Origin of the sequence: Sphingobium jiangsuense (assembly GCF_014196495.1) — a bacterium.
In the GTDB taxonomy this organism is placed as follows: domain Bacteria; phylum Pseudomonadota; class Alphaproteobacteria; order Sphingomonadales; family Sphingomonadaceae; genus Sphingobium; species Sphingobium jiangsuense.
In genome coordinates, this window is record NZ_JACIDT010000001.1 from 42,831 (window position 1) to 64,888 (window position 22,058).

The following is a 22,058-nucleotide window of genomic DNA, read 5'->3' on the forward strand; positions in this document are numbered from 1 at the left end:
GAACGCAAGCGGCGCCGCGCCACGCCAGAAAGCGCGTCACGCCCGCCTGCCCGGCCTTCAGCCACGCGGGCCGCCCGGCGTTGCCGTTCCGGCCGCATCCGCCGCCTTTTGCAACTCCGGCTGCACCTTCTGCCCCGGATTGAGGAAGCCGCCGGCGAGGATCACCACCTTTTCCCGGCCGGTCAGCCCTTCGGTCACCGGCACGCCCGCCGCCGACACCTGGCCGACGCGCACGTCGCGCCGTTCGACGACATTGTTGCCGTTGACGATGTAGACATAGCTGCCCTTGCCGTCGTTCTGGATCGCGGATTCGGGCAGCAGCGGCGCCTGCCCCGCGCCGCTGACGATCCGCGCGGAGGCGAAGCCGCCCGGCCGCAGATCCTTGTGATAGGAGAGCAGGATGCGCGCATCGCCCTGCCGCGATTGGGGATCGACCACCGAAGCGATCTGCCAGACGTGCCCCTCATAGCTGCGATTGCCGCCCACCGGCGTCACGGTCGCGGGGATGCCGACCGAAAGGCGCGCCAGATCGGCCTCGCCCACGCGCGCGAGCAATTCCATCTCTCCCCCCTGCGCCATGCGGAAGAGCACGCCGCTGCCGGGGGTGACGACCTGCCCCTTTTCCACCGCGCGCGTCAGCACCAGCCCGGCGGCGGGCGCGCGGATGTCGAGGCGGCCGATGCGCGCCTGCTGCTCGCCCAGTTGCGCGCGCGCCACATTGACGCGGGCGACCGCCGCGTCGCGGGCGGCGGTTTTCTGGTCCAGCGTCGCCTTGCTGATGAAACCGCGCGACACCAGCGCCTGCGCGCGGTCCAGCTCGTTCTGGGCCAGCCGCGCATCGGCCTCGGCCACCCGGACCGAAGCGGCGAGCGAGGCGCGCTGCTCGACCTGCACGGACCGCTCCACCCGTGCGAGCACCTGCCCGGCGGTCACCCAGTCCCCGGCCTCGACCAGCACCGCGCTGACCTCTCCGCCCTCGCCGACCACGCCGACCGGCATTTCGCGCCGCGCCGCGATCGTCCCGACCGCGTTCACCACGGTCGCGACATCGCTGGCGCCGGGCACGATCACGGTGACACGCGGAACCATCATGTCGGGATCGACGGGCGCTGGGCTGCCCGACCCTGATTTCCAATATGCGATCGCGGCAACCAGCAGCAGCAGTCCCGCGCCGATCAGCGCGATCCGCCGCCTGCTCCAGCGCAGCCGGGGGCGATCGGCCGTCAGGCCATCCCCCGTAAACCCGGACTCGAAATTCATGTCAGCCTTTCCCGCACGGGCCACATGCCCGCGATGACGCCCCTGTCATATGATAAGCTGCCTGATGCACGGTCCCGACGCGATGCGACAGCGGGCGGTAAAATGGATCGGGACGCCCGCTAAATCAAGACCGCAAATGCACAGTCGCGCGCCGGATGGCGAATATAATTCGCGCGCGCCTGCCGCGGCAAAGCCGTGTAGCGTCGGCTACACGCGTCCGGCAGGATTGCCGCGTTATTTCCGCGCGGGACGGAAATTCCTGTTTCCCGCCGCGCTACTCCTCGCTTTCCACGAAAAAGGGGCCGGCCACGAAAAAGGGTTCGGCAAGCCGAACCCTTCCCCGCGCATCCGCGGATGCGCTTTATCTTCTACAGCAAGGCGGTCCCCCGTTGGCCCGACAGCAACAGGGATTGCCTTAGCGCACCGACCCGCGGCGGATCAGGTTGACGATCGCCAGCAGGATGATCGCGCCGACCAGCGACACCAGGAAGCTGGTGAGCGAAAGCCCGGCATTGTTGATCGAGCCGCCCGAAAAGATCATGCCGCCGATGAACGCCCCGACGATGCCGACGATGATATTCATCAAAATGCCCTGCTGGGCGTCGGTCCTCATGATGATGCTGGCCAGCCAGCCGATGACGCCACCGATAATGAGCCAGAGTATCAATCCCATCTTGGCATCCTCCTTCCCAGATATGGATCCGTTGCTTCAGAACAGGGATGAAACGGTCGAGCGGAACGATAAGTTCCACGCAGGGCCCTCCGCGCGCGTGGAGGGCGCGGGAAGCGGGCAAGAAAAAACCGCCTGCCGCAGGGCAGACGGTTGTTATTGCAGCCTGAACGCGGGCGGAGGCGGGCGCGGCGATTTTCGGCGCGCCGGACCGTGCGGGCGGCGGCGCGCCCGCCGCTCCCGCCACGCCCGTCTTCCGCCGTCGCCTCAGAAGCGCTGCTGCCGCTCGTAGAGCGACTTGTAGTGCTGGAGACGGGTGACGCGCAGACCGGGCATGCCCGACCGATCGACCGCCCGCTGCCAGCTGGCGAATTCCTCCAGCGTCAGCGAATAGCGCTCGCACGCTTCGTCAACCGTGAGCAATCCTCCGTTGACGGCGGCGACCACCTCGGCCTTGCGGCGGACGACCCAGCGGGTCGTGCCGGGCGACGGCAGCGATTCCAGCGTCAGGGGTTCTCCCAATGGGCCGACGACCTGTGCCGGTCGAATTTTCTGGTTCTCGATCATTCCTACCTCAATCAACAGCGCGGAGCCTTGTTCAAGTTCCTTGGCAGCTCTCTTTTCGACCCAAGCCTTTGACATCGGCTAAAGCCGCGGAGTTAACGCCGCCTTCACTCTATCCCCCACCATTAATTGCCTGGCGACGGCCGGATTGAAGCTGCCGCCAAGAGGTGCGGCATCGACCGGGCCGCAATGGCCCGGCGCGATCGCGCACGCCAGAATATGAACCCAGTCGACAGCCTGCTGCCGGTCCTTCCCGACCGGCAGTCCCTCGGCGAACCATCCAGAGGCGTTGCCCAGACGCCGCTGATCCGCCGCTGCCTTGATATCCGCGAAGGAAACGCGCTCGAAAGGCGCCCACCCGCACGGGCTCAGAGAGAAACCCAGATCCATGAAAGCAATGCTATCTTCAAATGGATAAGGTAAGGTAAACCGGCGAAGGAAAATTTCGCCTCTCGCCCTTTTCGCGCTGCCGCAGGCGCAATATTTGGGGGTGCATCCGCCGCACCGGCGCATTATATGCGCGCCATGAACGATCCCCTTTCCCTCGCCGATTTCCAGCTGCCGGGACCGATGAGCGCGCGCAAGATCGTCGTCGCCATGTCCGGCGGGGTCGATTCCAGCGTGGTGGCCGCGCTCGCCGCGCGCACCGGCGCGGAGGTGATCGGCGTCACCTTGCAGCTTTACGACCATGGCGCGGCGGTGGGCCGCACCGGCAGCTGCTGCGCGGGACAGGACATCAGGGACGCGCGCGCCGTCGCCGACCGCATCGGCATCGCCCATTATGTGTTCGATTATGAAAGCCGCTTCCGGGAATCGGTGATCGAGGATTTCGCCGCCGAATATATGGCGGGCCGCACGCCCATTCCCTGCGTCAAATGCAATATGGGGGTGAAGTTCACCGACCTGTTCACGCTCGCCCGCGATCTGGGTGCCGACTGCCTCGCCACCGGCCATTATGTGCGCCGCGTCGTCGGCGCGGACGGGCGTGCGCAGCTGCACCGCGCGGCGGACCCGGCCCGCGACCAGAGCTATTTCCTGTTCGCGACGACGCAGGACCAGCTCGATTATCTGCGCTTCCCGCTCGGCGGGCTGCCCAAGGGGCAGGTGCGCGAAATCGCGGCGGAACTGGGCCTTGCCGTGGCGATGAAGCCCGACAGCCAGGACATCTGCTTCGTGCCCGACGGCGATTATGCGAAGGTGGTGCGCAAGCTGCACCCCGATGCCGACGCGGACGGGGAGATCGTCCATCTCGACGGGCGGGTGCTGGGACGGCACAAGGGCCTCATCCATTACACGGTCGGCCAGCGCAAGGGGCTGGAGATCGGCGGCCAGCCGGAGCCGCTCTATGTGGTGAAGATCGACGCCCCCCGCCGCTGCGTGATCGTCGGGCCGAGGGAAGCGCTCGCGGTGGATGCGGCGCGGCTGACCGACATCAACTGGCTGGGCGGGGATTTTTCAGGGCCGGAACCGATATCGGTGCAGGCGAAGGTGCGCTCGCTCGCCAAGCCCGTGCCCGCGCGGCTGGACGGCGACCGGCTGCTGTTCGACCGCCCCGAATATGGCGTCGCGCCGGGTCAGGCCGCCGTGCTTTATGACGGTGACCGGGTGCTGGGCGGCGGCTGGCTGGCCGAGACGACAAGCGTCGCGGATATCGCCCACGCCTGTTCAAGCTTGTAAATTATACTATCGATCGGCCCTATCGAGGCTCCATCAGGCATCCATAACCATCCCTGAACCGCGCCTCCGCATGGCCGAACAGCGCGATGCGGGCGGTGACGCGCTTTTCCTCCGGCCGGTCGGTCACGCTGGCCCACCCCGCCTCGCCCGCGACATCCCGCGCGCAGCTTTCCGCGCTGCGTCCGGCGACATAGCGACAGGAGCAGACATGGCGCGCCGCATAGGCCGAGGACGCCTGCGCCCCGGCCCGCCAGTCGTCCCATTTCCAGATCGCCAGCGCCACCAAAGCGACCAGCAGCAGCGCCGCGCCCGGCTTCGCCCATGCGCTGCGCCTCATGCCGCCGGTGCCCCGATTTCTTCCGCGCAGCGCTGTTTCATTTTCCCCAAATTCCCGTTACACGACCGGCGATGATGGGGAGCATCAACAGCAAAAGCAGGCTCTGTGCAAGCGCCATGCTCATCATCCTGCTGATGCTGAGCGCGGTGGGGCTGCGCGGCCATGCCTGGTCGCGCCCGCCCGCCACCTATGTCACGCTCAAGGGCGGCGAAGGGGTGAGCCGCGTCGCGCTCGCCAAGGCGGTCGAGCCGCTGTTCGACGCGCGCAAGGTCGGCACGACGCAGGCGCTGCTGGTGATGCAGGGCGGCAAGCTGATCGTGGAGCGCTATGGCGAGGGCATCGGCCCGGAAACGAAGCTTTTGTCGCGCGGCATCGGCAAGACGGTGACGGCGGCGCTGGTCGGCCTGATGGTGTCGGACGGACGGCTGGCGCTCGACACGCCGGTCCCGGTCGAGGCGTGGAGCCAGCCGGGCGACCCGCGCGGCACCATAACGCTGCGCAACCTGTTGCAGATGACGTCGGGCCTCGAACATCGGAAAGAGGCCGGCCGACCGCAGGAAAGCGACACGGTGCGCATGCTCTACACCGACGGCGCGCAGGACATGGCCGCCTTCGCCGAGGCCAAGCCGATCGCCGACCCGCCGGGCAGCCATTTCCTCTATTCGACCGGCGACACCCTCATCATCGCCGACCTGATGACGCGGATGCTGACCGACAGCAAGCGGCCGGACGCGCGCCGCGACGCGATGATGGAATTCGTCCGGGGGCGGCTGATGGCCCCGGTCGGCCTCGACAGCCTGACGCCGGAATTCGACGCGCGCGGCACGATGATCGGCGGCGCGATGATGCACATGACCGCGCGCGACTATGCCCGCTTCGGCGAGTTCCTGCGCCACCGGGGCCGGGTCAACGGCCATCAGGTGCTCTCCGCCCGCTGGGTCGGCTTCATGACCACGCCCTCGCCGCGCAACCCCGCCTATGGCGGCCAGCTCTGGCTCAACCGCGAGGGCAGGGACAATCCGCTGTTCCCCGGCCGGGGATCGAAGCGGATCTTCGCCGCGGTCGGGCAGCAGGGCCAGTATCTGCTGGTCGCGCCCGGACAGGGACTGGTAGTGCTGCGCCTCGGCCTAACCCATGGCGAGGACCGGACGGAGGCGCTGCGCGATGCGCTGGCGCGGTTGGTGGAGCTGTTCCCCAGCGCCTAGCCAGTGCTCGAAATCCACCACTTTCGCTCCGCCCTGAACGGAATACTCACACAGCTTATCTAACCCGGCCCTTCCTCCAGCAGCTTGCGCGCCTCGGCTGCGCGCAGCGGGTCGCCCCCGTGCTCGCCTTGGCCGTCGCGCCCGTCATAGCCATAGGGATCGGGGTGGATCAGGATATCGACGCCCGGAAACTCGCGCCGCAGCGCCTCCTCTATCTGGTCCATCACCTGATGGGCGTGGCGCACCGTCATGTCGGGGTCGACCGAGACATGGAACTGCACGAACCGCTCCGGCCCGCTGGTGCGCGTGCGCATGTCATGGATGCCGCGCAGTTCCGGGTGGCGCAGCGCGACGTCGAGGAAATGGCGCCGTTCCTCCACCGACCATTCCCGGTCCATCAGATGATCGACCGCCTGCCCGGCCGCCCGCCACGCGCCCCAGCCCAGCCACAGCGCGATGCCGAGCCCCAGCAGCGGGTCCGCGCCGCGAAAGGAGGGATATTGATCCAGCACCAGCGCGGCGATGACCGACAGGTTGAGCAGCAGGTCGGATTGATAGTGCAGCGCATCGGTGCCGATCGCCAGCGATCCGGTGCGGGCGACGATGCGCTTCTGATAGGCGACCAGCGCGAGGCTGAGCAGGATCGCGATCAGCGATACACCTATGCCCAGTTCCGGCGCGGCGGGCGCGCGGTCCGTCCCCAGCCGGCGGATCGCCTGCATCGCGATGCCGACCGCCGCCATGGAGATCAGCGTCACCTGAAACAGCGCCGCCAGCGCCTCCGCCTTGCCATGGCCGAAGCGATGGTCATGGTCGGCGGGCATCGCCGCCCAGCGCACGCCGAGCAGCGTCACCAGGCTGGCGATCAGGTCGAGCGTGGAATCGGCCAGCGAGCCCAGCAGCGAAACCGAGCCGCTGCGCCAGACGGCGGCGGCCTTGAGCAGCATCAGCGCCAGCGCCACGCTCATGCTGGCTATGGCCGCGCGGCGTGTCAGCTGACCGCGCAGGCGCGGATCAGCCGGGGCGCCGGTCATGGATAGAGCATCCCCATGCTCCAGCCGCCGCCCGCGCCGTCGCGGCTGTAGACCCGGCGCTCGTGCAGGCGATGTTCGCGATCCTGCCAGAATTCGATGCGGTCCGGCACGACGCGGAATCCCGACCAGTGCGGCGGGCGCGGCACCTCGCCCCCTTCGTAGCGGAGGCGCGCCGCTTCATAGCGCGCCATGAAGAGGTCGCGGCTTGCCAGCGGGCGGGACTGGTCGGATGCCCATGCGCCGAGCTGGCTGTCGCGGCTGCGCGTGGCGAAATAGGCGTCGGCGGTCGCATCGTCGACGCGCTCGACCGCGCCCTCGATGCGGATCTGCCGCCGCAGCGACTTCCAGTGGAACAGCAGCGCCGCATAAGGATTGGCGAGCAGCTCGCCCGCCTTGCGCCCCTCGAAATTGGTGTAGAAGATGAACCCGCCCGGCCCATGCCCCTTGAGCAGCACCATGCGGACGGACGGCCGCCCGCGCGCGTCGGCGGTGGCCAGCGCCATCGCGTTGCTGTCGTTGAGTTCGGTTTCGCGGGCCTGCCCGTACCAGTCGTCGAACAGGCTGAAGGGATCGTCGTTCATGCGCCGCTTCTAGAACGCGCGGCAAATTCTGTCGAGATCATGCGCTGTTCCCGTTGTTATTTACGACTTGAAGCAAAGGGCGCGGCACGCCACATGTCAGACAGGTTTTCGACTTTCGAATTTGGCAGGAACAACGACTTTGTCAGGAACGACTGGGCAAGATGGCTGATCCCTACAGCATATTGGGCGTTTCCCGCAACGCGAGCGAGAAGGAAATCAAATCCGCCTATCGCAAGCTGGCGAAGGAACTGCATCCCGATCGCAACGCGGACAATCCCAAGGCGGCGGAACGCTTTTCGCAGGTGACGGGCGCCTATGACCTTCTTTCCGACAAGGACAAGCGCGCGCAGTTCGACCGGGGCGAGATAGACGGCGACGGCAATCCGACCGCGCCCTTCGGCTTCGGCGGCGGGGGCGGCTATTCCGCCCATGGCCAGCCCGGCGCGGGCGGCTTCGAGTTCCGCAGCGGCGAGGGCGGCGCCGATTTCAGCGATATTTTCGAGGGGCTGTTCGGCGGCGGCGGGGCGCGTCAGGCGGGCGGCTTCGGCGGCGGTTTCGGCCGGCGCAACGCCCCGCCCCCGCGCGGCGCCAATGTGACCTACCGGCTGGCGGTCGATTTCGTCGATGCCGCCACCCGCGCGACCCAGCGCATCACCTTGCAGGACGGCAAGACGATCGACGTCCGGCTGCCCGCCGGGGTCGAGGACGGCACGCAGATGCGCCTCAAGGGCAAGGGCCAGCCCGGCCCCGGCGGCGCAGGCGACGCGATCCTCACCATAGAGGTGCGCAAGCACCCCTTCTTCACCCGCGACGGCGACGATGTGCGGCTCGATCTGCCGATCACCCTTGCCGAGGCGGTGCGAGGCGGCAAGGTCAAGGTGCCGACGGTCGACGGCCCGGTGATGCTCTCCATCCCGGCGGGCAGCACGTCGGGCAAGACGCTGCGCCTCAAGGGCAAGGGCTTCACGACCAAGGACGACCGGCGCGGCGACCAGTTCGTGACGCTGGTGATCGACATCCCCGCCGACGACGCGCGCCTCAGGGAGTTCGTCGAAAGCTGGCAGGACGATCGCAACCCGCGCGCATCGCTGGGCGTTTGACGGGTGGAATAGAGGCGAAAGGGCTGTTCTGATGGCCCTCCCGTGAAAAGGAGAGCGAATGGACCGATCCCCTCTCACCCCCGAAGCGCGGCGCAAGCTGGGTTTCGTCCGCCTGCCCTGGCGCGACGCCGCCGGGCGCACGCGCTGCTTCGCCTATGTGTGGGAAGTGACGAAGCGGGTTGCGATCGGCGTCTACAATGACGGGTTCATCCATGCGGGCAACCTCGCCTATCTCTCGCTCCTCTCGCTGTTCCCCTTCTTCATCGTCGCAGCGTCGATCGCCAGCATATTGGGCCGGACGCAGGACGGCATCGCGGCCGTCAACGCCTTTCTGATGACCGTGCCCACCAACGTCGCGGACGTGCTGCGCGGGCCCATAGAGGCGGTCATCAGCGCGCGGACCGGCTCCGGCATCCTCTGGCTCGGCCTGCTGGTCGCGCTGTGGTCGACCGCCAGCCTGATCGAGACCATCCGCGACATATTGCGCCGCGCCTATGGCACGCAGAGCGGGACGCCCTTCTGGAAGCACCGGCTGCGCGCGATCGGCCTGATCGTCGCCAGCGTGCTCCTCACCATGCTGGCCTTTTCGGCGCAGGTCGCGCTGACCGGGGCGGACGAGTTCCTCACCCGCATCCTGCCCTTCGCCGACAACGCCATCGCCATCGTCAAGGCGACCAAGCTGGTGCCGCTGGTCATCCTGACCATGGCGCTCTACGGGCTTTTCTATTCCCTCACGCCCTCGCGCTATCGCGGTCGGCAATTCCCGAAATGGCCGGGCGCGATCCTCACCGCGCTCTGGTGGTACGGCACGCTGCTGCTGCTGCCCTGGGTGCTTTCGCACCTGGCGAGCTACGATCTCACCTATGGCAGCCTCGCCGGGGTGATGGTAACGCTCATTTTTTTCTTTCTCGTTGGGCTGGGCGTGGTAATTGGCGCGGAACTCAATGCGGCGTTGACGGAATTTCCGCAGGAAGCGGAACCGGAACATAATAATCACAAAGGGTAAGGGAACGATCGGATGACGGGTTTGATGACCGGGAAACGGGGCCTCATCATGGGGCTGGCCAATGACAAGTCGCTGGCCTGGGGCATAGCCAAGGCCCTCCATGCGCAGGGTGCCGAACTCGCCTTCTCCTATCAGGGCGAGGCGCTGGAAAAGCGCGTGCGCCCGCTCGCCGCCGAACTCGGATCCGATTTCCTGATCCCGTGCGACGTCACCGACATGGACAATCTGGACGCCGCCTTCGGCGAGATCGAGAAGCGCTGGGGCAGGCTCGACTTCCTCGTCCACGCGATCGGCTTTTCCGACAAGAACGAGCTGCGCGGCAAATATGTCGACACCAGCCTCGACAATTTCCTGCTGACGATGAACGTCTCGGCCTACAGCCTGGTCGCGGTGACGAAGCGCGCCCGGCCGCTGATGGCGCAGGGCGGCAGCATCCTGACGCTGAGCTATTATGGCGCGGAAAAGGTGATCCCGCATTACAATGTGATGGGCGTCGCCAAGGCGGCGCTGGAAACCAGCGTCAAATATCTGGCGATGGACCTGGGGCCGGAAAATATCCGCGTCAACGCGATCTCCGCCGGGCCGATCAAGACGCTGGCGGCGAGCGGTATCGGCGATTTCCGCTACATCATGAAGTGGAACGAATATAATTCGCCGCTGCGCCGCAATGTGACGATCGAGGATGTCGGCGGCGCGGGCCTCTATCTCCTCTCCGATCTGGCGTCGGGCGTCACCGGCGAGATTCACCATGTCGATGCGGGCTACAACGTCATCGGCATGAAGGCCGAGGACGCGCCCGACATCGCGCTCGACAAATAGAAACGAGAGAAAAAGGGTGAGTTTCAACAGCTTCGGCCATCTGTTCCGCTTCTCCACCTGGGGGGAGAGCCACGGCCCCGCCATCGGCGCGCTGGTCGACGGCTGCCCGCCGGGGCTGCCGCTCTGCGAGGCGGATATCCAGCCCTTCCTCGACAAGCGGCGGCCGGGCACGTCGAAATTCACCACCCAGCGGCGCGAGCCGGACGAGGTGCGCATCCTCTCCGGCGTGTTCGAAGGGCGCACCACCGGCACGCCGATCAGCCTGATGATCGAGAATGTCGACCAGCGCTCGAAGGATTATTCGGAGGTCGCCAAGGCCTATCGCCCCGGCCATGCCGACTATGCCTATGACGCCAAATACGGCTTTCGCGACTATCGCGGCGGCGGCCGCTCCTCCGCGCGCGAGACGGCGAGCCGGGTGGCGGCGGGCGCGGTGGCGCGGCTGGTGATCCCGGAGGTGGCGATCCTCGGCTATGTCAGCGCGATCGGCGGCGACGCCATCGACCCGGCGAATTTCGACGCGGCGGAAATCGGCAACAACCCCTTCTTCTGCCCCGATGCGGCGGCGGCGGCGCGATGGGAGAAGATCGTCGACGAGGCGCGGCTGGACGGCTCCTCGGTCGGCGCGGTCGTCGAATGCATCGCGACCGGCGTTCCGGCGGGCTGGGGCGCGCCGCTCTATGCGAAGCTCGACGCGGAACTGGCCAGCGCGATGATGTCGATCAACGCGGTCAAGGGCGTGGAGATCGGCGACGGCTTCGCGGCGGCGGCGTTGCGCGGCGAGCAGAATGCCGACCCGATGCGGCCCGGCGCCGATGGCGTGCCCGAATTCCTCGCCAATCATGCAGGCGGCATCGCCGGAGGCATTGCCACCGGCCAGCCCGTCCATGTGCGCGTCGCATTCAAGCCGACCAGTTCGATCCTGATCCCGGTCGAAACGGTGACGCGCGCCGACGAGCAGAGGCGGCGCGAGGCGACCGAGATCGTCACCAAGGGGCGGCATGATCCCTGCGTCGGCATTCGCGGCGTACCGGTGGTCGAAGCAATGATGGCGCTGGTGCTGGCCGATCAAAAGCTGATGCATCGCGGGCAGTGCGGCTGATCTTCACTAATATCTGAATATTCGTTCATGTAATTGCGGCAAACCGTTGACCGCAATTGCAGGAACCCTTTGCCGATGCCTCTCGTTACTTTCCCCGGATATCGTTCGAGGAGAGTAGATATGCTGAAAACGACCCTTTCGATTGCCGCCCTTCTTGTGGCGATGCCCGCCGCCCACGCCCAGCTTGGAGGTACCGTTGGCGGCACTGTCGGCGGAACCGTCGATGGCGTGACAGGACAGGCGGGCGGCACCGTTGGCGGCAGCGTCACCGGACAGCCGGTGGGCGACACGGTCGGCGACACCGTCGATCGCGCCCGCGACACGACCGGCAGGGCGGTCGACAAGGTCAAGGACGCGACGCCCGATCAGGGCTCTGTTACGGTGGGCGGCCATGCGGCAGGCCATGCCGGAAGCCATGGCGCCGATGCGCAAGGCGGCCTGACCGCCGGTGCGGGCGCGGGCGGCGCAGCCGCGCAGGGCGGCGCGTCCGCCGACGTCAAGACGCCCGGCCGCTAATAGCTGCCCGGCCGGGCAACATCGCCCGGACCATTCGACCCACCGGAAAGGGAGCGTCCTTCCCCGCGCTCCCTTTCTTTTTTTGCGGGACAGGTTTGCAACCGGATTTGCGGAACGGCTGGGTGGAAAGGGCCGCTCCAATCCCCGTTCGGGCTGAGCTTGTCGAAGGGGTCAGGGCGAACGGTTTTTTCGTCAGGAAATGGCCAAAAATCGCTCCTGCGATCCGCCTTCACCCCTGCCCTTCCTCCACCACCACCCTGTCGCCCACCGCCACGCGGCCGGTGCGTCGGGGGATGGCGTTTTCGCCGAAGAGCACACCGCTGCCGTCGAAGCGCCCCAGCGCTCGCAACGCCTTCAGCGGGGACGCGCCATCCGGCCGCTCGCCGGTGCGGTGGTCCTGCGTGATGACGATGCAGCGCGAGCAGGGCTTGATCAGATCGAGCAGCACATCGCCCGCCCGCACCCGGCGCCAGCGCGTTTCCGCCCACGCCTCCAGCCCCGCGCCGCTCACCACCAGACTGGGGCGGAAGCGGTCCATCGGCACCGGTTGCTCCAGCGCGGCGTTGAGCGCATCGAGCGACGCCCCGGACGCCAGCAGGATCGGATAGCCATCGGCGAAGCTCACCATATCGCCGTTCCGCCCATAGCGCGGATCGACGGGGCGGCGGACGTCGTCGGGCATATAGGCCAGCCGCAACGGGCGGCCCGCGATCGCGGAGATCAGGCGACTGGCGTCATTGTCGAACAGCCGCGCGGGCACGATGTCGCGCCAGACCCGCACTTCGCCCGGCAGGCCGCCCTCCGGAACGAAAGGCAGGCGGGCGGCCATGCCCGCTTCCGGCCCGGTCAGATGGAAATCCCCCGCGTCGCCGGGGCAGATGCCGATCCGCGCCAGCGCCGGACATTCCCGCCGCGTGACGAAGCGCCCGCCCGCATCGACGATCATCCAGCGACGATCCCCCGCCATGCCGCGCGGGCCGACCTCGACCGAAGACAGAGCTATCGCCCCCAGGCTCTTGACCGGATAGATGGCGATGGCGCTGATCTGCATGGGGAGTGCCGCCCTTTTGGGATAACGATTATGGAGTGCAGGCCTGCTTGCGGAAGGACTGCTTTGAGTGGTTAGCGGACATATCGTGCTGGAGTAGAAAGTTCACGCGGAGACGCGGAGGCGCGGAGAAGGACGTTCCGGGCCGCAGGCCCCATTTCATTCTCCTTGCGTTGGTTGCCGGGGTAAATGACGAAGGAAAGCGCTTCGCGCTACTATCTCTCCGCGTCTCCGCGCCTCCGCGTGAAACCAATCTTCTACGTCCGCTTTTGATCGCAATCTGCCCGTCAACAGGCGACAGGTTTTCAAACCCCATACCGCAAAGAGAAAGGGCGGGGAAATCCCCGCCCTTCCATCAGATCAATCCAGATCCTCGGTGGTGAAGTCCTCACCCTGGACCTTGCCGAGCGGGTCGTCGCCGATGGCGGCTTCCGGCCCCTGCTTCAGCTCATATTCCCGCTCCTCGGCGGCCGAGCGCGGCGCGACGAGGTGGCTTTCGATGCTGCGCAGCGAAGCCCGCAGCGCGGCGTCGCGGCTATTGGCCGTCACGCGCATGCGGTTCATGCCCGCGCCGGTGCCCGCCGGGATGAGGCGGCCGACGATGACATTCTCCTTGAGGCCGACCAGCATGTCCTTCTTGCCCTGAACCGCCGCCTCGGTGAGGACGCGGGTGGTTTCCTGGAAGGACGCGGCCGAGATGAACGACCGGGTCTGCAACGACGCCTTGGTGATGCCGAGCAGCACCGGCTTGCCCTCGGCGGGCTGCTGGCCCGGTTCGAGCTTCGCGTTGACCTCGTGCATTTCCTCGGCATCGACCTGCTCGCCGGGCAGCAGCGTGGTGTCGCCGCCATTGGTGATCTCGACCTTCTGCAGCATCTGGCGAACGATCACCTCGATGTGCTTGTCGTTGATCTTCACGCCCTGCAAGCGATAGACTTCCTGGATTTCGCTGACCAGATATTCGGCCAGCGCCTCGATGCCGAGGACTTCCAGAATGTCGTGCGGATCCGGGCTGCCGCCGATCAGATTGTCGCCGCGCTTGACGAAGTCGCCTTCCTGCACGTCGATGACCTTCGACTTGGGCACCAGATATTCGACCGGCTCGCCGCCGTCGTCGGGAACGATCGCGATCTTCCGCTTCGCCTTATAGTCCTTGAGGAACTGCACGCGGCCGGAGACCTTCGCGATGATCGCATTGTCCTTCGGCTTGCGGGCCTCGAACAGCTCGGCGACGCGCGGCAGACCGCCGGTGATGTCGCGGGTCTTGGCCGCCTCGCGGCTGACACGCGCCAGCACGTCGCCGGCCTCCACATGCTGCCCGTCCTCGACCGAGAGGGTCGCGCCGACCGCCAGCATGTAGCGGGCGGCCTCGCCGCTCTCGTCGTCGAGCAGGGTGAGGCGCGGGCGCAGGTCTTCCTTGCTGCGGGAAGAGCCGCGATATTCCGTCACCACGCGCTGCGCGATGCCGGTCGCCTCGTCGGTCTGCTCGGTCAGCGTCTTGCCGTCGATCAGGTCCTGATATTTCACCACGCCCGGCTTTTCGGTGATCACCGGCAGGGTGTACGGATCCCATTCGGCGATGCGGTCGCCCTTCTTCACCTTGGCGTCATTGTCGAACATGATCTGCGCGCCATAGGGCAGGCGGTGCACCGCCCGCTCGCGGCCCTCGTCGTCGATGATCGCCAGCTCGCCGTTGCGGGCGAGGCTGAGGCGGCGGCCATTCTTGTCGACGATGGTCGGCATGTCGCGCAGCTCGATGCGGCCATCGGCCACGGCTTCGAGGTTCGACTGCTCGTTGAGCTGCGCCGCGCCGCCGATGTGGAAGGTCCGCATGGTCAGCTGCGTGCCCGGCTCACCGATGGACTGCGCCGCGATGACGCCGACCGCCTCGCCGATGTTCACCGGCGTGCCGCGGGCAAGGTCACGGCCATAGCATTTCGCGCACACGCCCATCTTGCTTTCGCAGATCAGCGGCGAGCGGATCTTGACCGCCTGCGTGCCGATGGCCTCGATCTTCGCGATCATCGCCTCGTCCAGCAGTTCGCCTTCGGGAACGACGACCGAGCCGTCCTTGGTGTCGATGATGTCCTCGGCCGTGGTGCGGCCCAGGATGCGCTCGCCCAGCGACGCGATGGTTGAGCCGCCCTGCACGATCGCCTTCATCTCCAGCGCCTTGTCGGTGCCGCAATCGACCTCGACGACGACGCAATCCTGGCTGACGTCGACCAGACGGCGGGTCAGGTAACCGGAATTCGCCGTCTTGAGCGCGGTGTCGGCCAGGCCCTTGCGGGCGCCGTGGGTGGAGTTGAAATATTCAAGGACGGTCAGGCCCTCCTTGAAGTTGGAGATGATCGGCGTTTCGATGATCTCGCCCGAAGGCTTGGCCATCAGGCCGCGCATGCCGCCCAGCTGCTTCATCTGCGCCGGGGAGCCGCGCGCACCGGAATGCGACATCATGTAGATCGAGTTGATCGGCGCCAGACGGCCCGTCTCCGGGTCCTTCGGGGTGGCCTTCAGCTGTTCCATCATCGCCGCCGCGACCTTGTCGCCGCACTGCGACCAGGCGTCGATCACCTTGTTGTACTTTTCCTGCTGGGTGATCAGGCCGTCCTGATATTGCTGCTCATATTCGGCCACCTGCGCCTTGGTGTCGTCGACGAACTGCTCCTTGCTGGCCGGGATGATCATGTCGTCCTTGCCGAAGGAAATGCCCGCCTGGAACGCGTGGCGGAAGCCCAGCGCCATGATGGCGTCGGCGAACAGCACCGTGTCCTTCTGGCCGGTGTGGCGATAGACCTGATCGATGACGTCGCCGATTTCCTTCTTGGTGAGAAGGCGGTTGACGACATCGAACGGCACCTTGTGGTTCTTCGGCAGGCACTCGCCCAGCAGCATGCGGCCCGGCGTGGTCTCGAACCGCTTCATATACTGGTTGCCGTCCTCGTCCGTCTGGGGGACGCGGCTGATGATGCGGCTGTGCAGCGTCACCGCCTTGGCGAACAGCGCCTGATGGACCTCCTGCATGTCGGCCAGCACCATGCCCTCGCCCGGCTCACCTTCCTTCTCCATCGAGAGATAGTAGATGCCGAGAACCATGTCCTGCGACGGCACGATGATCGGCTTGCCGTTCGCGGGCGACAGGATGTTGTTGGTGGACATCATGAGGACGCGCGCTTCCAGCTGTGCCTCAAGGCTCAGCGGGACGTGCACGGCCATCTGGTCGCCGTCGAAGTCGGCGTTGAACGCGGAGCAGACCAGCGGGTGCAGCTGGATCGCCTTGCCCTCGATCAGCACCGGCTCGAACGCCTGGATGCCGAGGCGGTGGAGCGTCGGCGCGCGGTTCAGCATCACCGGATGCTCGCGGATCACCTCGTCGAGGATGTCCCAGACTTCCTTGCGCTCCTTCTCGACCCACTTCTTCGCCTGCTTCAGCGTCATCGACAGACCCTTGGCGTCGAGGCGGGCATAGATGAACGGCTTGAACAGTTCGAGCGCCATCTTCTTCGGCAGGCCGCACTGGTGCAGCTTCAGCTCCGGGCCGGTCACGATGACCGAACGGCCGGAATAATCGACGCGCTTGCCGAGCAGGTTCTGACGGAAGCGGCCCTGCTTGCCCTTGAGCATGTCGCTGAGCGACTTGAGCGGGCGCTTGTTCGCGCCGGTGATGACGCGGCCGCGGCGGCCGTTATCGAACAGCGCGTCGACCGCTTCCTGCAACATGCGCTTTTCGTTGCGGACGATGATGTCCGGCGCGCGCAGTTCCATCAGCCGCTTCAGGCGGTTGTTGCGGTTGATGACGCGGCGGTAGAGGTCGTTGAGGTCCGAGGTCGCGAAGCGGCCGCCGTCCAGCGGCACCAGCGGGCGCAATTCCGGCGGAATGACCGGGATCACGTCGAGGATCATCCATTCCGGGCGGTTGCCGGATTCGAGGAAGCTCTCGACCACCTTCAGGCGCTTGATGATCTTCTTGGGCTTCAGTTCGGACTTGGTGGTGGCCAGCTCCTCCAGCAGCGCCTGCTTCTCGCCATCGAGGTCGAGGTCCATCAGCATCTGCTTGACCGCCTCGGCGCCGATGCCGGCGGAGAAGGCGTCCTCGCCATATTCGTCCTGCGCGTCGATCAGCTCATCCTCGGTCAGCAGCTGATATTTCTCCAGCGCAGTGAGGCCCGGCTCGATGACGATATAGCTCTCGAAATAGAGCACGCGCTCCAACTGCTTGAGCTGCATGTCGAGCAGCAGGCCGATGCGGCTGGGCAGCGACTTCAGGAACCAGATGTGCGCGACCGGCGCGGCCAGCTCGATATGGCCCATGCGCTCGCGGCGGACCTTCGACACGGTCACTTCGACGCCGCACTTCTCGCAGACGATGCCCTTGTACTTCATGCGCTTGTACTTGCCGCACAGGCACTCATAGTCCTTGATCGGGCCGAAGATGCGCGCGCAGAACAGGCCGTCGCGTTCGGGCTTGAACGTGCGGTAGTTGATGGTTTCCGGCTTCTTGATCTCGCCGAAGGACCAGCTGCGGATGCGTTCCGGCGAGGCAAGGCCGATCTGGATCTGGTCGAAGGTTTCGGCCTTCTGCATCGGGTTCGCGAAATTGGTCAGTTCGTTCATGTCTTCATTTCCTCAGAACAGAGGCAAAATTCGGGGCGAAGCAGCGGGGGCGGAAGGGCGCGGCCCGGCAAGGCCGCCGCCCTTCGCATCCCTTATTCCGCAGCGGCCTGATAACCGTCGTCGTCCTCGATCTCGTCCAGCGAGGCCAGATCGACATTGAGGCCGAGGCTGCGCATTTCCTTGACGAGAACGTTGAAGCTCTCCGGAATGCCCGCCTCGAACGTGTCGTCGCCCTTGACGATCGCTTCATACACCTTGGTGCGGCCCACCACGTCGTCCGACTTGACGGTGAGCATTTCCTGAAGCGTGTAGGCGGCGCCATAGGCCTGCAGCGCCCAGACCTCCATTTCCCCGAAGCGCTGGCCGCCGAACTGCGCCTTGCCGCCCAGCGGCTGCTGGGTGACGAGGCTGTAGGGGCCGATCGAACGGGCGTGGATCTTGTCGTCGACAAGGTGGTGCAGCTTCAGCATGTAGATGATGCCGACGGTCACCTTGCGGTCGAACTTCTCGCCGGTGCGGCCGTCGAACAGGTCCGACTGGCCGGACCGGTCGAGACCCGCCAGCTCCAGCATCTCGGCGACGTCCGCTTCGCGGGCGCCGTCGAACACCGGCGTCGCCATCGGCACGCCGGTGACGAGGTTGGACGCCAGCTCGACGATCTGGTCGGTCGTGCGGGCGTTGATCTCGTCCGCATATTTGTCGCCATAGACGGTGAGCAGACGCTCCTTGACCGCTTCGGGGGCCTCGGCCGCCTCCGGATTCGGATTGGCCTCGCGCCAGTCCTCCAGAGCGGTCTTGATCTGCTGGCCAAGGCCGCGCGCGGCCCAGCCCAGATGCGTCTCGAAGATCTGCCCGACGTTCATGCGCGAGGGCACGCCCAGCGGGTTCAGCACGATATCGACCGGCGTGCCGTCCGCGAGGAAGGGCATGTCCTCCTGCGGCAGGATGCGCGAGATGACGCCCTTGTTGCCGTGACGGCCGGCCATCTTGTCGCCCGGTTGCAGCTTGCGCTTCACCGCGACGAACACCTTGACCATCTTGAGCACGCCCGGCGGCAGTTCGTCGCCGCGCTGGAGCTTGTCGACGCGATCCTCGAACTTCTCGACGATCGACTTCACCGCCTCGTCATATTGCGCCTTCACCGCTTCGAGGGCGGCCTGCTGCGCGTCGTCGGCGACGGCGAACTTCCACCATTCGTGGCGCTCGACCTCGGCCAGCAGCGCCTCGTCGATCTCGACGCCCTTCTTCACGCCCTTGGGCGCGGAGGTGGCGACCTGACCCAGCAGCATTTCGCGCAGGCGGTTGAAGGTCGCGCGGTTGAGGATGCCGCGCTCGTCCTCGCGGTCCTTCGCCAGACGGTCGATCTCCTCGCGCTCGATCGCCATCGCGCGCTCGTCCTTGTCGATGCCGTGGCGGTTGAACACGCGCACCTCGACGACCGTGCCGGCGACACCCGGCGGCAGGCGGAGCGAGGTGTCGCGCACGTCGCTGGCCTTTTCGCCGAAGATCGCGCGGAGCAGCTTTTCCTCCGGCGTCATCGGCGATTCGCCCTTCGGCGTGATCTTGCCGACGAGGATGTCGCCCGGCTCCACCTCGGCGCCGATATAGACGATGCCCGCCTCGTCGAGGTTGCGCAGCGCTTCCTCGCCGACGTTCGGGATATCGCGGGTGATGTCTTCCGGCCCCAGCTTGGTGTCGCGGGCCATCACCTCGAATTCCTCGATATGCACCGAGGTGAACACGTCATCCTTCACGATCCGCTCGGAAATCAGGATGGAGTCTTCATAGTTGTAGCCGTTCCACGGCATGAACGCGACGAGGGTGTTGCGGCCCAGCGCCAGCTCGCCCAGTTCGGTGGAGGGGCCGTCCGCGATCACGTCGCCCGCGTTCACCAGTTCGCCGACCTTCACCAGCGGGCGCTGGTTGATGCAGGTGTCCTGGTTGGAGCGCTGGAACTTCATCAGCGTGTAGATGTCGACGCCCGACTTGCCGGGTTCGACATCCTCGGTCGCGCGGATGACGATGCGGGTCGCGTCGACCTGGTCGACGATGCCGGTGCGCTTGGCCGCGATCGCCGCGCCCGAATCATGCGCGACCGTCTCTTCCATGCCGGTGCCGACGAACGGCGCCTCGGCGCGGACGAGCGGAACCGCCTGACGCTGCATGTTCGAACCCATCAGCGCACGGTTGGCGTCGTCGTTCTCAAGGAACGGAATGAGCGAGGCCGCGACCGACACCAGCTGCTTGGGGGAAACGTCCATCAGCGTGATCTGGTCGCGCGGCGCCATCAGGAATTCGCCGCCTTCGCGCGCCGAGATCAGCTCCTCGACGAAGCTGCCGTCGGGGTTCAGCTCGGCGTTCGCCTGCGCGACGGTGTGCTTCTGCTCCTCCATCGCGGAGAGGTAGACGACCTCGTTCGTCACCTTGCCGTCGATCACCTTGCGATAGGGCGTTTCGATGAAGCCATATTTGTTGACGCGGCTGAAGGTGGCGAGGCTGTTGATCAGACCGATGTTCGGGCCTTCCGGCGTTTCGATCGGGCAGATGCGGCCATAATGGGTCGGGTGGACGTCGCGCACCTCGAAGCCCGCGCGCTCGCGGGTGAGGCCGCCCGGCCCGAGCGCCGAGACGCGGCGCTTGTGGGTGACTTCGCTGAGCGGGTTGGTCTGGTCCATGAACTGCGAGAGCTGCGAGGAACCGAAGAACTCCCGCACCGCGGCCACGGCGGGCTTGGCGTTGATGAGGTCGTTCGGCATCACGGTGGACACGTCGACGCTCGACATGCGCTCCTTGACGGCGCGCTCCATGCGCAGCAGGCCGACGCGATACTGGTTCTCCAGCAGCTCGCCGACCGAACGGACGCGGCGGTTGCCGAGATTGTCGATATCGTCGATCTCGCCCTTGCCGTCCTTCAGATTCACCAGTTCCTTGACCACGGCGAGGATATCCTCGCGGCGCAGCGTGGTGATGCTGTCCTCGCATTCGAGGCCGAGGCGCATGTTGAGCTTCACGCGGCCCACGGCCGACAGGTCGTAGCGCTCAGGGTCGAAAAACAGGCCAGCGAACAGCGCTTCGGCGGTTTCGCGCGTCGGCGGCTCGCCGGGACGCATCACGCGATAGATTTCCGCGAGCGCATGGTCGCGGTCCTCGGCCTTGTCGGCCTTCAGCGTGTTGCGGATCCACGGACCCGTGGTCACATGGTCGATGTCGAGCAGGTCGATGCGGTCGATGCCCGCCTTGTCCAGCTTTTCGAGATTTTCGGGCGAAACCTCGTCCCCGGCCTCGATATAGATCTCGCCGGTGGTTTCGTTGATCAGGTCATAGGCACTGTAGCGGCCGAAGATTTCCTCGGTCGGGATCAGCAGCGTCTCCAGCCCGTCCTTGCCCGCCTTGTTGGCGGCGCGCGGGGAAATCTTCTGCCCGGCGGCGAACACCACCTCGCCGGTCTTGGCGTCCACCACGTCGAAGGCGGGCTTAAGGCCGCGCCATGCCTCGGGCAGGAACGGGATCTGCCAGCCGCCCTGACCGCGGACGAACGTCACCTTCTTGTAGAATTCGCTGAGGATTTCCTCGGCATTGAGGCCAAGCGAGTAGAGCAGCGCCGACACCGGCAGCTTGCGCTTGCGGTCGATGCGGACGTTGACGATATCCTTGGCGTCGAACTCGAAATCGAGCCACGAGCCGCGATAGGGGATGACGCGCGCGGCGAAGAGATATTTGCCCGAAGAGTGCGTCTTGCCCCGGTCATGGTCGAACAGCACGCCCGGCGAGCGGTGCATCTGGCTGACGATCACGCGCTCGGTGCCGTTGATGAAGAAGGTGCCGTTCTCAGTCATGAGCGGCATGTCGCCCATGTAGACGTCCTGCTCCTTGATATCGAGGACGGAGCGGGTTTCGGTATCGGGGTCCACCTCGAACACGATCAGACGGAGGGTGACGCGCATCGGCGCGGCGTAGGTGATGCCGCGCTGACGGCATTCCTCGACGTCGTATTTCGGCTCTTCGAGCTCGTAATTGACGAAATCCATTTCGGCGGTGCCGGCGAAGTCGCGGATCGGGAACACCGAGCGCAGCGTCTTTTCGAGGCCGGAGACATAGCCGATCGACGGGTCGGACCGCAGGAACTGCTCGTAGGATTCGCGCTGCACCTCGATCAGGTTCGGCATCTGCACCACTTCGTGGATATTGCCGAACACCTTGCGAATGCGCTTCTTTGCTGTCGGGGTCGATACCGCCTTGGTCGCCATGTATTTTCCGCCTTCCGGGCTGTTGAGCCGATAAAAATTCTCTTCGCATCCCAGCGAAACTCAGCCGATTCGCGCACGCCAAGCGACGCAAAAAAGTGCGGGCCGGGGCTGTCCGAACCGCACTGTCAGCGTTATGAAACCCTAGGCCTTCCGCCCCATTCGTCACGGTCCGACCGCCAATCGAACCCTGTCCCGGACGGAAGAAGGATTTGCCGCCACCACCCGAAACAAGGGCGCCGACGACGGGAATTACAGGCGTGATATAGGGCATCGGGGCG

At 66.0% G+C, this 22,058-nt stretch carries 17 protein-coding genes; 7 read left to right on the plus strand and 10 right to left on the minus strand.

Annotated elements, in window-relative coordinates:
• Positions 1-57 precede the first annotated feature (57 nt).
• The 4 genes from GGR43_RS00240 to GGR43_RS00255 all read right to left on the minus strand — a co-directional run bounded on the left by GGR43_RS00240 (position 58) and on the right by GGR43_RS00255 (position 2,884).
• Positions 58-1,260 carry an efflux RND transporter periplasmic adaptor subunit gene (locus GGR43_RS00240; protein ID WP_188069940.1) on the minus strand — a complete coding sequence of 401 codons (1,203 nt, stop codon included), beginning with the start codon at positions 1,258-1,260 and terminating at the stop codon, positions 58-60.
• Between the two features lie 415 nt (positions 1,261-1,675).
• Positions 1,676-1,933, minus strand: coding sequence for a GlsB/YeaQ/YmgE family stress response membrane protein (locus GGR43_RS00245; RefSeq protein WP_188069941.1), 258 nt, complete (start codon positions 1,931-1,933; stop codon positions 1,676-1,678).
• Between the two features lie 264 nt (positions 1,934-2,197).
• A complete protein-coding gene (gene sciP / locus GGR43_RS00250; protein ID WP_188069942.1) occupies positions 2,198-2,497 on the minus strand; it encodes a CtrA inhibitor SciP in 300 nt (99 codons plus the stop codon).
• A 78-nt stretch (positions 2,498-2,575) separates the two neighbouring features.
• Positions 2,576-2,884, minus strand: coding sequence for a hypothetical protein (locus tag GGR43_RS00255; protein ID WP_188069943.1), 309 nt, complete (start codon positions 2,882-2,884; stop codon positions 2,576-2,578).
• Between the two features lie 135 nt (positions 2,885-3,019).
• On the opposite strand from GGR43_RS00255, the gene mnmA reads away from it, so the two are divergent.
• Positions 3,020-4,171, plus strand: a complete 1,152-nt coding sequence (gene mnmA / locus GGR43_RS00260) for a tRNA 2-thiouridine(34) synthase MnmA (RefSeq protein WP_188069944.1) — start codon at positions 3,020-3,022, stop codon at positions 4,169-4,171.
• A 19-nt stretch (positions 4,172-4,190) separates the two neighbouring features.
• On the opposite strand, the gene GGR43_RS00265 is transcribed toward mnmA, so the two are convergent.
• On the minus strand, positions 4,191-4,508 hold the full coding sequence (locus tag GGR43_RS00265) for a hypothetical protein (RefSeq protein WP_188069945.1): 318 nt from the start codon (positions 4,506-4,508) through the stop codon (positions 4,191-4,193).
• A 116-nt stretch (positions 4,509-4,624) separates the two neighbouring features.
• On the opposite strand from GGR43_RS00265, the gene GGR43_RS00270 reads away from it, so the two are divergent.
• On the plus strand, positions 4,625-5,713 hold the full coding sequence (locus tag GGR43_RS00270; protein WP_188069946.1) for a serine hydrolase domain-containing protein: 1,089 nt from the start codon (positions 4,625-4,627) through the stop codon (positions 5,711-5,713).
• 59 nt (positions 5,714-5,772) lie between these two features.
• Here GGR43_RS00270 and GGR43_RS00275 read toward each other — a convergent pair whose 3' ends face one another.
• Together GGR43_RS00275 and pdxH are read right to left on the minus strand one after the other, a co-directional pair.
• Complete coding sequence (locus tag GGR43_RS00275) at positions 5,773-6,747, minus strand: cation diffusion facilitator family transporter (protein ID WP_188069947.1); 975 nt, start codon at positions 6,745-6,747, stop codon at positions 5,773-5,775.
• On the minus strand, positions 6,744-7,328 hold the full coding sequence (gene pdxH, locus GGR43_RS00280) for a pyridoxamine 5'-phosphate oxidase (protein WP_188069948.1): 585 nt from the start codon (positions 7,326-7,328) through the stop codon (positions 6,744-6,746). Before pdxH ends, GGR43_RS00275 begins: the two co-directional genes overlap by 4 nt.
• Before the next feature lie 161 nt (positions 7,329-7,489).
• Between pdxH and GGR43_RS00285 the strand changes: the two genes are divergently transcribed.
• The 5 genes from GGR43_RS00285 to GGR43_RS00305 all read left to right on the plus strand — a co-directional run bounded on the left by GGR43_RS00285 (position 7,490) and on the right by GGR43_RS00305 (position 11,871).
• Positions 7,490-8,428, plus strand: coding sequence for a DnaJ C-terminal domain-containing protein (locus GGR43_RS00285; protein ID WP_188069949.1), 939 nt, complete (start codon positions 7,490-7,492; stop codon positions 8,426-8,428).
• A 58-nt stretch (positions 8,429-8,486) separates the two neighbouring features.
• Positions 8,487-9,434, plus strand: coding sequence for a YihY/virulence factor BrkB family protein (locus GGR43_RS00290; protein WP_188069950.1), 948 nt, complete (start codon positions 8,487-8,489; stop codon positions 9,432-9,434).
• Between the two features lie 12 nt (positions 9,435-9,446).
• Positions 9,447-10,253, plus strand: a complete 807-nt coding sequence (gene fabI / locus GGR43_RS00295) for an enoyl-ACP reductase FabI (protein ID WP_188069951.1) — start codon at positions 9,447-9,449, stop codon at positions 10,251-10,253.
• A 16-nt stretch (positions 10,254-10,269) separates the two neighbouring features.
• Positions 10,270-11,355 carry a chorismate synthase gene (aroC, locus tag GGR43_RS00300; RefSeq protein WP_188069952.1) on the plus strand — a complete coding sequence of 362 codons (1,086 nt, stop codon included), beginning with the start codon at positions 10,270-10,272 and terminating at the stop codon, positions 11,353-11,355.
• A gap of 120 nt (positions 11,356-11,475) precedes the next feature.
• Entirely contained in the window at positions 11,476-11,871 is a 396-nt protein-coding gene (locus GGR43_RS00305; RefSeq protein ID WP_188069953.1) for a hypothetical protein, read from the plus strand.
• A 229-nt stretch (positions 11,872-12,100) separates the two neighbouring features.
• On the opposite strand, the gene GGR43_RS00310 is transcribed toward GGR43_RS00305, so the two are convergent.
• From GGR43_RS00310 to rpoB, 3 genes are all read right to left on the minus strand, one after another.
• Complete coding sequence (locus tag GGR43_RS00310) at positions 12,101-12,922, minus strand: MOSC domain-containing protein (RefSeq protein ID WP_188069954.1); 822 nt, start codon at positions 12,920-12,922, stop codon at positions 12,101-12,103.
• A gap of 357 nt (positions 12,923-13,279) precedes the next feature.
• Entirely contained in the window at positions 13,280-17,533 is a 4,254-nt protein-coding gene (gene rpoC, locus GGR43_RS00315) for a DNA-directed RNA polymerase subunit beta' (RefSeq protein ID WP_188069955.1), read from the minus strand.
• Positions 17,534-17,625: 92 nt separating this feature from the next.
• Positions 17,626-21,780 (minus strand): DNA-directed RNA polymerase subunit beta, encoded by a 4,155-nt coding sequence (gene rpoB / locus GGR43_RS00320; protein WP_188069956.1) that lies wholly within the window; start codon positions 21,778-21,780, stop codon positions 17,626-17,628.
• Between the last annotated feature and the right edge of the window lie 278 nt (positions 21,781-22,058).